11 protein-coding genes are annotated in these 12,799 nt (G+C 61.0%); 7 read left to right on the top strand and 4 right to left on the bottom strand.

The window, feature by feature from the left end; genetic code table 11:
- Positions 1–398 precede the first annotated feature (398 nt).
- The 4 genes from BN1115_RS09740 (at position 399) to BN1115_RS09725 (ending at position 5,164) form a co-directional block, all read left to right on the top strand.
- Positions 399–1,889 carry a SulP family inorganic anion transporter gene (locus BN1115_RS09740; RefSeq protein ID WP_042656998.1) on the top strand — a complete coding sequence of 497 codons (1,491 nt, stop codon included), beginning with the start codon at positions 399–401 and terminating at the stop codon, positions 1,887–1,889.
- A 19-nt stretch (positions 1,890–1,908) separates the two neighbouring features.
- Positions 1,909–2,754 (top strand): universal stress protein, encoded by an 846-nt coding sequence (locus BN1115_RS09735; RefSeq protein WP_042656997.1) that lies wholly within the window; start codon positions 1,909–1,911, stop codon positions 2,752–2,754.
- A gap of 219 nt (positions 2,755–2,973) precedes the next feature.
- Positions 2,974–3,726: a DNA/RNA non-specific endonuclease gene (locus BN1115_RS09730; RefSeq protein ID WP_042656993.1), complete on the top strand. Its 753-nt coding sequence runs from the start codon at positions 2,974–2,976 to the stop codon at positions 3,724–3,726.
- 334 nt (positions 3,727–4,060) lie between these two features.
- Positions 4,061–5,164 (top strand): YdcF family protein, encoded by a 1,104-nt coding sequence (locus BN1115_RS09725; RefSeq protein WP_042656992.1) that lies wholly within the window; start codon positions 4,061–4,063, stop codon positions 5,162–5,164.
- A gap of 82 nt (positions 5,165–5,246) precedes the next feature.
- Here BN1115_RS09725 and BN1115_RS09720 read toward each other — a convergent pair whose 3' ends face one another.
- On the bottom strand, positions 5,247–5,621 hold the full coding sequence (locus tag BN1115_RS09720; protein WP_042656991.1) for a DUF805 domain-containing protein: 375 nt from the start codon (positions 5,619–5,621) through the stop codon (positions 5,247–5,249).
- A 368-nt stretch (positions 5,622–5,989) separates the two neighbouring features.
- Between BN1115_RS09720 and BN1115_RS09715 the strand changes: the two genes are divergently transcribed.
- Positions 5,990–7,915 (top strand): NAD(P)-binding protein, encoded by a 1,926-nt coding sequence (locus BN1115_RS09715; RefSeq protein ID WP_042656990.1) that lies wholly within the window; start codon positions 5,990–5,992, stop codon positions 7,913–7,915.
- A complete protein-coding gene (locus BN1115_RS09710) occupies positions 7,912–9,117 on the top strand; it encodes a c-type cytochrome (protein ID WP_042656989.1) in 1,206 nt (401 codons plus the stop codon). Before BN1115_RS09715 ends, BN1115_RS09710 begins: the two co-directional genes overlap by 4 nt.
- An 88-nt stretch (positions 9,118–9,205) precedes the next feature.
- Here the strand turns inward: BN1115_RS09710 and BN1115_RS09705 are convergent, their stop codons facing one another.
- From BN1115_RS09705 to BN1115_RS09695, 3 genes are all read right to left on the bottom strand, one after another.
- Positions 9,206–9,541, bottom strand: coding sequence for a DUF3634 family protein (locus BN1115_RS09705; RefSeq protein WP_005353195.1), 336 nt, complete (start codon positions 9,539–9,541; stop codon positions 9,206–9,208).
- A gap of 106 nt (positions 9,542–9,647) precedes the next feature.
- Positions 9,648–10,616 (bottom strand): nucleoside hydrolase, encoded by a 969-nt coding sequence (locus BN1115_RS09700; RefSeq protein ID WP_042656988.1) that lies wholly within the window; start codon positions 10,614–10,616, stop codon positions 9,648–9,650.
- A gap of 222 nt (positions 10,617–10,838) precedes the next feature.
- The gene (locus BN1115_RS09695; RefSeq protein ID WP_042656987.1) at positions 10,839–11,132 is read right to left on the bottom strand and encodes a hypothetical protein; all 294 of its coding nucleotides are present in this window, start codon (positions 11,130–11,132) and stop codon (positions 10,839–10,841) included.
- Between the two features lie 212 nt (positions 11,133–11,344).
- On the opposite strand from BN1115_RS09695, the gene BN1115_RS09690 reads away from it, so the two are divergent.
- On the top strand, positions 11,345–12,790 hold the full coding sequence (locus tag BN1115_RS09690; protein ID WP_042656986.1) for a coniferyl aldehyde dehydrogenase: 1,446 nt from the start codon (positions 11,345–11,347) through the stop codon (positions 12,788–12,790).
- Positions 12,791–12,799 lie beyond the last annotated feature (9 nt).

Genomic DNA, 12,799 nt, shown 5'->3' with positions numbered 1-12,799 from the left:
CTTAACTGATCGGCATTACCCATCGCGGGCCCCTTTTCTTATTGCCAACATCGACCGACTCATCATTAGGGAGTCCGCCACTGTTCACCTCTGAGTGCAACCGCACGCAGCTTTGGCCCATCGATCAGATGTAAACGAACAGATGGGCTACCGCCTCCGGCAAGGCTCTGCTATTATCCGCGGCCTTATGATCAAGACGCATACTGGCGTGACTGTAACGCCGCCATAACCCCGCCCTTCGCGGCACCTGCCGCCTGACTCTGGTTATCACAACCGGAGCGTTTTTGTTCATCCGTCACTTACCAATACAACAATCCGATCCTGCCCGAACGCCATCTGACCCCTTGGTCAGTGGATGCGTTGTGCTGTGGATCTCGAACAAGCGAGAAAATCCCCCCATGCTGGAACGTGCAAGACAAGAGTGGTTCTCCAACATCCGTGCCGATCTGCTGGCCGGCACCGTGGTGGCGCTGGCGCTGATCCCGGAAGCCATCGCCTTCTCCATCATCGCTGGCGTTGACCCCAAGGTCGGCCTCTACGCCTCCTTCTGTATCGCCGTGGTCATCGCTTTTGTCGGCGGTCGTCCAGGCATGATCTCGGCAGCCACAGGCGCAATGGCGCTCCTGATGGTGACCCTAGTCAAAGAGCATGGTCTGCAATATCTGCTGGCGGCCACCCTGCTCACCGGAATACTCCAGATCGCGGCGGGTTACTTGAAGCTCGGCAGCCTGATGCGGTTTGTCTCTCGCTCGGTGGTGACCGGCTTCGTCAATGCGTTGGCGATCCTCATCTTTATGGCCCAGCTACCAGAGCTTACCAACGTCACCTGGCAGGTCTACGCCATGACGGCGGCAGGCCTTGGCATCATCTATCTGTTCCCGCTTATTCCGGTGGTAGGCAAGCTAGTGCCTTCTCCGCTGCTCTGCATCGTCATCCTGACGGCAGTCGCCATCACCATGGGCATCGATATCCGCACCGTGGGCGACATGGGCGAGCTGCCCGATACCCTGCCCATCTTCCTGTGGCCCGAGGTGCCGCTCAATTTGGAGACGCTGGCGATCATCTTCCCATACTCCGCAGGTCTGGCCGTGGTCGGGCTGCTCGAATCCATGATGACGGCGGCCATAGTCGATGACCTGACCGATACCAGCAGCGACCGCAATCGCGAGTGCAAGGGCCAGGGGATCGCCAATATTGGTGCGGGCCTGATGGGTGGCATGGCGGGCTGCGCCATGATTGGTCAGTCCATCATCAACATCAAATCCGGTGGCCGTGGCCGCCTATCTACCTTTGTGGCTGGCACCCTGCTCATCCTGATGGTGGTCTTCATGGATGAGTGGATCCGCCAAATACCCATGGCGGCCCTGGTAGCCGTGATGATCATGGTCTCTATCGGCACGTTCTCTTGGGATTCACTGCGCAATCTCAAAAAGCACCCGCTCTCCACCAATATCGTGATGGTGGCAACAGTGGCTGTGGTCGTCGCTACCCATAACCTGGCACACGGGGTATTTGTCGGGGTACTGCTCGCCTCCCTGTTCTTTGCCAATAAAGTTGCCCGCTTCATGCTGGTCAAGAGCGACAGCGAGCGCCATGGCGAGGTACGCACCTATCAGGTTCGGGGCCAGGTGTTCTTCGCCAGTGCCGAGCAGTTCTTTGCCGGATTTGACTTCAAGGAGGTGGTAGAGAAAGTGGTGATCGACCTCACCCACGCCCACTTCTGGGACATCACCGCCGTCACCGCACTGGACAAGGTGGTCATCAAGTTCCGCCGTGAGGGCACCGACGTGGAGCTGATTGGTTTGAACGAGGCGAGCGCCACTATCGTTGACCGCTTTGGTGTGCACGACAAACCGGAAGAAGTTGAAAAGCTGCTGGCTGGCCACTGATCACAAAAAGGAATTCATCATGACAAACATTTTTGCCTGTATCGATGGCTCTCCGGCCATGACAGCGGTGTGCGATGCGGCGGCATGGGCCGCTACCAACACCGGGTTACCCGTCACCCTGCTGCACGTACTGGAAAAGAACGAGTTTGAAGGAGAGAGCGATCTCTCTGGCAACATCGGACTTGGCAGTCGCGAGCAGCTGCTCAAGGAGCTAGCCGAGCTGGATCACCAACGCAGCCGCCTCGCCCATGAACAGGGACGGATGCTGCTCAACGGCGGCAAGGCGTATCTTGCCGACTTGGGGATGACAGGAGTCGAGACCCTGCAACGCCACGGCCAGCTGGTAGAGACAACCCAGGAGCTCTCATCCGGTATGCGGATGTTGATCATGGGCAAGCAGGGCACGCCCCATGCCCACGAGCTGATTGGCAGCCATATCGAGAGCGTCATCCGCACTCTGGCCAACCCCATCATGGTGGTACAGCCGGGCTTTCAGGCGCCAAGCCGCTTCCTGTTTGCCTATGACGCCAGCCCGACCGCCAAGAAGGTGCTGGAGTTGATCGCAAGCAGCCCGCTGCTCAAGGGGCTTGAGTGTGATCTGGTGATGGTTGCCGAACCGGGTGACGAGCACGAACGCCAGCTGGCACAGGCCAAGCAGGTGTTGAAAAGTGCGGGCATCAAGGTAACAGCCAGGCTGCTGCAAGGAGAGGTGGTGCCGGTAATTTGCCTGCATGCCACCGAGGTGGGCAGCGACCTTATCGTGATGGGGGCTTACGGCCACTCACGGATCAGGCAGTTCATCGTAGGTAGCACCACCACGGGGATGCTGAAAACCACCCGTACCTCTCTGCTACTGCTGAGATGATGACCATTCAGGGGCCCATCACGGGCCCCTTTTCGTTGCCTGCCGAACAACCGCATATCATCCCACCGACCAAGCCACTGATTTAAAACATATTAACCAGTCACATCACGGATCTTGGCGAGCCGTCACAGAACGGTGACGTGTAAAAAAACAGCAATTGAAGCGCTGGTCAGATCTCATGTCAAATGGCTCCGCCTACTAAACTGGAGCATCACAAAAATGATAAAAATCAATAAATTGGTTCTGGCTGTTACCCTCACCCTCACTGCCACCCCCTTGCTGGCGGCCCACTGGGAGTGCGGCGAGCACGTGCGCTTTGGCCTCCCCTCCGAATCGGATCAGAAGCTCTGCCGGGAAGGGTATGCCGTCGGCTACAACTACGACTACAAGGTGGCGGACTGGGTCTCCTACCGGATGACTGCCCAGAGCGCACAGGGCACAGTGCCGCGCAAGGATGCCTTCGCCGAGGACAGGGAGATCCCGGTTGCCTACCGCGCCACCCTCTCCGACTACAAGGGCTCGGGCTACGACCGTGGCCATCAGGCTCCGGCGGGAGACATGAAATCGAACAAGAACACCATGAAAGAGAGCTTCCTGCTGAGCAACATGACACCGCAGATCGGGGTGCTCAACCAGAAGGCGTGGCGCGTGCTGGAGGAGAAGGTGAACAAGTGGGCGGTCTCCCGCAAGGATGTGCAGGTGATCACCGGCCCCATCTTTACCGGCTCTGAAGAGTCCATCGGTCAGGGTGTGGCGATCCCGAGTGCCTACTACAAGATCGTGATGGACCCGGCCAAACTGCAGGCCATCGCCTTTATCATGCCGCAGCAAGAGGTGCCCATCAGCCAGATCGCCGACTACCGGGTCTCGGTGCGTGAGGTGGAGGAGCAGACCCAGCTCAACTTCTTCAGCGATATGCCCGAAGAGCAGCAAGAGACGCTGGAAGCCCGCGTCTCCCCGATGTGGAACTGATCGCGAACACTCACCAGAAGATAGATTGACACCCCATCTATCTTGAACCGCGATAGAGGAAGGGGCCAACGCCCCTCGCAGCAGAGGGAGGTTCGCTCCCCCTGCCCTTTTCAGATGGCTGCTGACCCTTTGCGGCCACTGTTGCGGCCATTTTTGCGGCCACTAGTGTGGCATCACCCGACGACCCGCCCCGACTCACAGTTTGCCGCGCCGTTAGCTGCTATATTGCCCCCTCTTTGGCACTAACAGACTGAATTGACGCACATTTGCCTCGTCGCATCGGCCCGTAAACCGCTGCGCCACGACGCGATTCAGCCCGACAGAGGACCTTTTGATGAAACAGACCCTTCTTGCCCTGACCCTCGGCGGCCTGCTGGCGCTCTCTCCCCTCGCCCTGCAGGCGGCCGAGAGTTCGATGCAGATGGAGCATGACCTCAATACCCTAGTCAGCAAACGGCAGGCAGTGGACATGCTGCTCGGCGAAGCGCTGCAGATATACAAGTCGCCAGCCAAGATCTCCCATGCCGGTTTTACCGCCAAGATGCCGAGCAATATGGAGCTGGTGACCGAGCGGCTGCTGGCCGCCTACCAGCTTGAGCCCTACCGCACCGACCTGCTGATCTCGGCGGCAAACGCCCAGATCTACAACGGCAACCTGAGCCGCGCCATCACCTTGCTGGAGCAGGCGCTGGCCGTCGCCCCCGATGATCTCGACATCAACAGCTATCTCGCCATCTGGCAGCTAGTGAAGGGCAACAAGGAGGCCTCCCGCAGCTATCTGGCGAAAGTGGCGGATCGCAACGGCGGCCGCGCCGCCGATCTGGAGGAGATCATAGCCCGGGTGCAGCGGATCACCGCCGCCCCGCTGCAGACCGAACTGACCGAGGATCAGCTCAAGGCCACCAGGGAGGGCAAACGCGCCATCGTCACTCTGGGCTACGCCCTCAATCCCGATGGCAGCATGGACAAGATCCTGCTGGGCCGCCTGCAAACCACTCTGACGCTGGCCAAGGCCGACCCGGAGGCGCTGATCATCCTGACCGGCGGCGTGCCGCAGAACCGCCAGACCGAAGGCAAGCTGATGGCCGACTGGCTGGCCAATCACGGCATCGACCGCAGCCGCCTGATTGAAGAGAACTACGCCACCAGCACGGTGGATAACGCCCTCTACAGCGCTTATGCCCTCGCCCGCCACCAGATTGACTATGCGGTGCTGGTGAGCTCCGCCAGCCATGTTCGCCGCGGTCAGACGGTGCTGGAAATCGCCTGCGACCAGATTGGCCCGGCCAACATCAAGGTGGCGAGCATCAGCTACCCCGACAAGCCCCTCGAGGAGCTGGCCACCCCGAGCGAGAGCGAGCTGCTCGGCATCTACCGCGACGCCCTGCGCACCTACGGCATGTGGAGCTACCGCTCCGCCCCGCTGATTGAGCGTTGATCGGCCATCAACACGAAAAAGAGAGGGAGGCATGATGCCTCCCTCTCTTTTTATTGGCCGATTATTGGCTGAGCTGCGCCCGTTAGCTGACGATAAAGCCCTGCGAGGGGGCTGCTTTGGGATCGTCACCGAAGCGGTTCGGCCCCTGCTGGCCGTTGCACACCATAAAGTAGATGAGCACCAGGGTGCCGATAATGGGGATAAGCCCGAGCAGCAGCCACCAAGCGCTGCGGTCGGTGTCGTGCAGACGACGGGCCGCCACCGCCAGCGATGGCAGCAGCACCACCAGCGAATAGATCGAGCTGATCAGCTCCTTGTCGCCGCCAATCAGCTTGTCCACCATGCCGAGCAACAGCATGACGATGACGTTGCACAGCACAAACATCCAGTATTCGGTGCGGCGGGCCCGCCCGCTGAATACCGCATATTGCTTGAGGACCGAGATATACCAGTTCATTGCGCCTCCAGAATGGCTGTTACGCCTGTGAGTAAAAAGAGAGTCGATAAAACAAGTAGTTAAGAGCTTAACGCGATCATCCCCCCGAGTCGACAAGGATGCCCGAACGCCTCCCAAACTAATCAGCGGCGGCAATGATTGACCGGCCCGAACCGGGGAGAGCTGCGCCCCTGCAACAGGGCAAATCATCCCCATCAGCGCATCACTCTCGTCACAAGCAGGAAAATGGTGCTTAATAATCCATTAGCAATCGTATGGACTCAGCGTGAGGATAACGGTAGATTCGGCGCCCAATCCTGAACAGGATCTGTGTCTCCCTCCCATAATGAATCCACTTATTCATTACTTCTCCTAACACAGGGATAGCCATGAGTATTACACGCAGAGATTTTCTCAACGGCGTTGCCATCACCATTGCGGCAGGCGTCGCCCCCATCAATCTGCTCAAGGCTGCCGAAGGCGGCAGCACGCTGGCGGATAAAACCCTGGCCTACCCGCCCGCCCTCACCGGCCTGCGTGGCAACCACCCGGGCTCCTTCGAACCGGCCCACAGCATCGCCCGTGACGGCAAGCAGTATGATTTTGCCAATATTCCCCTCGAGGGGGAGTACGATCTGGTGATCGTCGGCGCCGGGATCAGCGGTCTGGCCGCAGCCTGCTTCTATCAGCAACTGCTCGGCGCGGATAAAAAGATCCTGCTGCTCGACAACCACGACGACTTTGGCGGCCACGCCAAGCGCAACGAGTTCACCACTCCCGATGGCCTGCGTCTGGGTTATGGCGGCAGTGAATCCCTGCAATCACCGCGTTCGGTCTACAGCCCGGTAGCACTCGGTCTGCTCAAGGCGCTGGAGGTCAATATCGACGAGCTGGCCGCCGGTTTCCAGCAGACCTTCTATCCGGATCTGGGGCTGAGCCGCGGCGTCTATTTCGACGAGAAGCACTTTGGCGTCAACAAGATAGTGAACGGCGATCCGGGCCACAACGTGGCGGATGACATCCCGCGCGATCGCCTGAACGGCCGCCCACTGGCAGAATTTATCGGTGACTTCCCCCTCGATGATGCCGACAAGGCCGCCCTGTTGGCCCTGCACGAAGCGAAGATCGACTACCTGAGCGGCATGACCCGCGAGCAGCAGGACGAGTGGATCACCCGCAACAGCTACACCACCTTCCTGCGCGATAAAGTGGGCCTGAGCGAGCGGGCGATCACTTACTTCCAACAGCGCACCAACGACTTCCAGGCGGTCGGCATCGACGCCACCGCCTGCGCCGATGCGCGCCTCTGCGCCTTGCCGGGCTTCGATGGCCTCAATCTGACGCCGCTGGATGCCGAGGAGCAGGCGGAGCTGGACGATCCGTATATCTTCCATTTCCCCGATGGCAACGCCGGGCTCACTCGCCTGATGGTGCGCAAGCTGATCCCGCAGGTGGCACCGGGTCACACCATGCAGGATGTGGTGCTGGCCAAGTTTGACTACAGCAAGCTCGACCTGCCGGAGCACAAGGTGCAGCTGCGTCTTGGCAGCACGGCGCTGCAGGCGAAAAACGTGCGCCTCGCCGATGGCAAGCTGGCGGTGGACGTCACCTACATCAAGGAGGGGAAACTGCATCGGGTACGGGCCAAGCAGTCAGTCATGGCGGGCTACAACATGATGATCCCCTACATGGTGCCCGAGATGCCGGAGCCCCAGAAGGAGGCGCTGCGCCAGAACGCCAAGGCGCCGCTGGTCTACACCAAGGTGGTGATCAAGAACTGGCAAGCCTTCGTCAAGCTCGGGGTGCACGAGGTCTACTCCCCCGCAGCCCCCTACAGTCGGGTCAAGCTCGACTATCCGGTCAACCTCGGCGGCTATGAGCATCCCAAGAGCCCGGATCAGCCCATGTGCCTGCACATGGTCTATGTGCCGACCCTGCCGGGCAGCGGCCTCTCGGCCCGCGAGCAGTCCCGCAAGGGGCGCGCCATGATCCTCGGCATGCCGTTCGAGCAGCATGAACAGATGATCCGCGAGCAGTTGCAGGGGATGCTCGGCAGCGCCGGTTTCAACCATGAGCAGGATATCCTCGCCATCACGGTCAACCGCTGGTCTCACGGTTACTCCTATGTCACCAACACCCTGTTTGATGACGAAGCGCAGTGCGAAAAATGGATTGAACTGGGTCGCCAGCCGATCGGCAACATCACCATCGCCAACTCGGATGCAGGCTGGAGCCCCTACGCCCACGCCGCCATCGACGAAGCGTGGCGCGCCGTCAACGAGCTGGTAGCCATGAGCAAGGGAGGTGCCCAATGAGCCGCGCCCTGTCACTGACCGCCAGCGCCCTGCTGCTGGCCCTGCCCGCCCTTGCCGCCAACGCAGCCCCCGCCATGTCGGCGGGGGAATACGTGGCCAAGCTGGGCGATTGCGCCGCCTGTCACACCAGCGAAACCAGCAAGCCGCTGGCGGGCGGCAAAGGATTCCCGACCCCCATCGGCACCGTATTTGCCACCAACATCACCCCCGACAAGACCCACGGTATCGGCAACTACAGCCTGCCGGAGTTCATCAAGGTGATGCGTGAAGGGGTGGCCCGCGATGGCCATCGCCTCTATCCGGCCATGCCCTACACCGCCTACGCCAAGATGAGCGATAAGGATCTCGAAGATCTCTATCACTACCTGATGAAGGAGGTGCAGCCGCTGGCCATCGCCAACAAGGAGAGCGACATCCCCTGGCCCCTCAACATGCGCTGGCCGCTGATGGGCTGGAACTGGGTCTACCACGATGACAGCCGCTTCACTCCGGTCGCAGGCAAGAGCGAAGAGTGGAACCGCGGCGCCTATCTGGTGCAGGGTGCCGGCCACTGCGGCAGCTGCCACACTCCGCGCGGGCTTGGCATGCAGGAGAAAGCGCTGACCGAGGCGGATCCCGTCTACCTGAGCGGTGCGGCGCTGGATGGCTGGTATGCCCCCGATATTCGCGGCAGTCGTTACAGCAAGCAGGCGCTGATCGACCTGCTGAAAACCGGCCGCAGCCAGCATGAAGCGGTCGCGGGCCCCATGGGGGAAGTGATCACTCACAGCAGCCAGTATTTCAGCGACGCCGATCTGGCCAGCATCGCCACCTATCTGACCGATCTGAAAGATGAACCGGTGGCGGAGAAAGGGGCCCGCGCCTACGCCAGTGCCAGCGGCAAGGCGGACTACGCCATGTACTGCTCCACCTGTCACGGGGTCAACGGCCAGGGCAATGACCATGTCATCCCCTCGCTGGTGAACAACCGCACCGTGCTGGCGAGCGATCCGTCGAGCCTGATCAACGTGCTGCTGCACGGTGCCGAAACACCGGTCACCCACGGCCATCTGGGTTACCACATGCCGGGCTATGGCTGGACCATGGATGATGAGCGGCTCGCCGAGCTGGTCAACACCCTGCGCGCCTCCTGGGGCAATGAAGGGACCGCCGTCAAGGCGGCGGCGGTCAAGGCCCAGCGCGAGCTGCACGGTAAAGAGTAAGGGCTGTCAGCTCTCTCTTGGCCAAGTGCCATAAAAAACGGGCCTCCACTGGAGGCCCGTTTGCTATTGATGAAACAGGTTCCGGTGCTTATCCCTTGCGGGATTTTGGCCCCGGCAGTGGCGCCGTTGGCTGGCGGTAATCGCCATAGGGGAAGATATTGCGAAAACGCTGGGCCACCGGCTCGGGGATGGAGCGGGAGAAGATCAGCTTTACACCATCGCCATCGCGCTGCCCCACAATGCGACCGCGCACCGTGTCGTGGCGCAGGATCTGTTTGGCATGCTCAATAAAGGCGGGGGACACCTTGCCCTGCTTGACCACTACCTTGCCAGGTGCAAGACGGATCTCGAACAGGGCGCCACGCCCCAGCTTCATCAACCACCAGATCAGCGCAATCGCCACTATCAAGGAAATCCAGGCCATCTTCATCCCTCCCAAGCTCTTGATATAAGGCAGTATAAGCGGCCGTGCGTTCCGATTGTTTGGCGCCGATCACAGCCCCCGCCTCAACGTAATACCGCCCCTTTGCTCAGCAATCCTTGCCCCAACCCACCAGCGTCTCGCGATAGAGCGCCAGCAAGGCTTCATCGCGCACCGCCACCCCGACCTGCTGCGGACGATAGGCTGCCCAGTCATCGTGGGAGTGGCGTTTGCCATCGAACTTTTGCAGGGTGTGGCCGATGGCCGGGCCGCTGGTGATCACCCGCACCGGCCCTTCCCGCAGGGTAAAGAGGGTCGGATCAATCACATAGGCGATGGCGGACGGGTCGTGGACATGGCAACCGGAGAGCCCCAGCTTCTCGGAGTAGAAGCGCAGGTAGAAGCGGCTGACATCCCACAGGAAGCGGCCCGGCTCCCCCGCCTTGTCCCTGAGCTCATCCAGATAGGCGCTGCTGAAGAAGCTCTGCTGAGTCACATCCAGCCCGATGATCACTACCGGCCAATCGGCGGTAAAGACCCGGTCGGCGGCATCGGGATCGTCGTGGATATTGGCTTCGGCATAGGGGGTGACGTTGCCGCGATGGCCGTTGACGCCAAAGGTGCCCCCCATCACTACCACCTGTTTTACCAGCGAGACAATCTCGGGCGCCTGTTGCAGCGCCAGCGCCAGATTGGTCAGCGGGCCGATAGTGACGAGGGTGATCTCCCCCGGCGCGGCTTTCACCGCCTCGACAATATATTGCCAAGCGGGGCGAGGATCCGGAGCGATAGTCACCTCCCCCGCCTCCATGTCGCCAAAGCCGCTCGGGCCGTGGACTATGGTGGTGGGGCCGACCGGCTCGCGCAGCAGCGGGGTGGCAGCGCCTTTGGCCACATCCGCCTTCATGCCGTACTTCTGCTTGAGCCAGAGGGCGTTGCGGGTGCCATTGTCGATGGTGGCGTTACCAAAAACTGTGGTGATGGCGAGCAGCTCGATGGCGGGGTGGGCCTCGGCAAACAGGATGGCCATGGCATCGTCGATACCCGGGTCGGTATCCAGAATGATTTTATGGGTCATGAGAAATTCCTACGGTGACAAACCCTGCGACAAAAGGGAGAGTCTACCCGGCTGACGCCCCCGTATCCCGGCATGGGATCACAGACCGGGCCTTTGCTCCAGGCAGCGGGGGCGCTGCTGGCGACAATCTGCACAAAAAACGGCGCGGCCCTGTTGCCAGCGCCGCGCCACTCATCGTTATTCGTTATCTGCTATCTGGCACTAATCTGCCTGACCGTATCCTCAGTGCTTGCGATGCCAGCGCGGTGAGGTCGCCTTCTCCCCCCAGGGAGTGACACAAGGGAGCAGAGCCCCTTCAATCACCACCTCGCTGCCCGCCAGCGCCTCGGCGATCTTCTGGTGCAGCACCCGCAACACCTTGCCCTCGTGCTCGGCCAGAGAGTGGCCCGCGGCAAAAAACTCCGGCTGATATTGCAGCGCCAGCTTCTGGGCGAACTCATAGGTGTTGAAGCAATCCGGCATCCGCTCAACCACATCTTCAAGCCGGGCCAACAAGCTGTTCAGTTCCCTGGTCATAGTGCTCACTCCTTGTAGGTTAATAGCCAAAAACTACCCCTTATTAGATAAGTCACCAACGAGCAAACTACAAAAGTGTGGGGACGCACACAGTTCTCTCTTGCGTCCAGCTCGCGGTGAGCGGGAGAGAGCTTGCCAGCTTTACATTCCGGTAACAAACAGCTACATTCAGACCGACTAATCAGTCGGTCATTTTTCATGCGGAGAACAACATGGGTGCGGCGCAGCTTCAACACACTCCTGAGGATATCCTCGCCATCAAGCTGTCCCTGCCGGATCAGCTGGCACGGCTCAAGCGGGCGAGTCTGGCTCACCCCATGCCCACCCTGGCCGAGCGCCGGGCACAACTGACCAAACTCAAACAGGCGCTGCTCGCCCACAAGGGAGAGCTGTGCAAGGCGCTGGCAGCGGATTATGGCCAGCGCAGCCACTACGACAGCCTGATCGCCGATGTGCTGCCCTGCATCATGCAGATCAACTACACCCAGAAACGGCTCAAGCGCTGGATGCAGCCTCACCGCCGCCACACCGGCCTGCTGCTGGCCCCCGCCCGGGTCGAGGTGCACTTCCAGCCGCTCGGGGTGGTCGGCATCATAGTGCCGTGGAACTTTCCGGTGATGCTGAGCCTTGGCCCCCTCATCACTGCCATCGCGGCGGGCAACCGGGCGATGCTGAAACTCTCCGAATTCACTCCCCATACCAATGCCGTGCTGCGCACCATGCTCACCAGCGTGTTTGACGAGCACGAGATCGCCATCATCGAGGGGGATGCCCAGATGGCGGCCGCGTTCAGCTCGCTGCCGTTCGATCACCTGCTCTTTACCGGCTCGACCATGGTGGGCAAGCTGGTGATGGCCGCGGCGGCACCCCAGCTCACCTCGCTCACCCTTGAGCTGGGTGGCAAGAGCCCCTGCCTCATCGCCCCCGACATGCCGGTGGCCACCGCGGTCGAGCGGATGATCTTCGGCAAGAGCCTCAACGCCGGGCAGATCTGCGTCGCCCCCGACTATGTGCTGCTGCCCCGCAGCGAGGTGGGGCACTTTATCGCCGCCTATCGCAGCCACTTCAGCAAGCTCTACCCGCAGGGGCTCAATAGTGCCGACTACGGCGCCATCATCAACGATCGCCAGTATCAGCGCCTCGTCAACTGGCTGGATGAGGCCGAGCAGGCGGGTGCCGAACTCCACCCCTGTGGCAGCCCTGCCCGCGACGACCAGCGTCGCCTGCTGGTGCCCCACCTGCTGACCGGGGTGCCCCATCATTGTCAGGTGATGCAGCAGGAGATCTTCGGCCCGCTGCTGCCGCTCATCCCCTACGACACGCTGGAGGAGGCGCTCGCCTATGTGGCCGAGCGGCCCCGCCCGCTGGCCCTCTATCTGATGAGCTTCGACCCCCAGTTGCAGGCGCGAGTGACCCGGGAGACCCACTCCGGCGGCATGGCGATCAACGAGAGCCTGTTTCAGGTGGCCGCCGACGATGTGCCGTTTGGCGGCATCGGCGCCTCCGGCATGGGCCACTACCACGGCCACGAGGGGTTCCTTACCTTCTCCAAGGCGAAAACCGTGCTGACCCGCGGCAAGTTCACCACCGGCTCCCTGATCCATCCCCCCTACCACAGCTGGATCCAGAAGCTGATGATGGCCTTCTTCCTGCGCTGATGGAGATGA

Source organism: Aeromonas allosaccharophila (assembly GCF_000819685.1).
Lineage (GTDB): Bacteria > Pseudomonadota > Gammaproteobacteria > Enterobacterales > Aeromonadaceae > Aeromonas > Aeromonas allosaccharophila.
The sequence above is the reverse complement of the archived record's forward strand: the minus strand, read 5'-3'. Positions and strand labels throughout refer to the sequence as shown.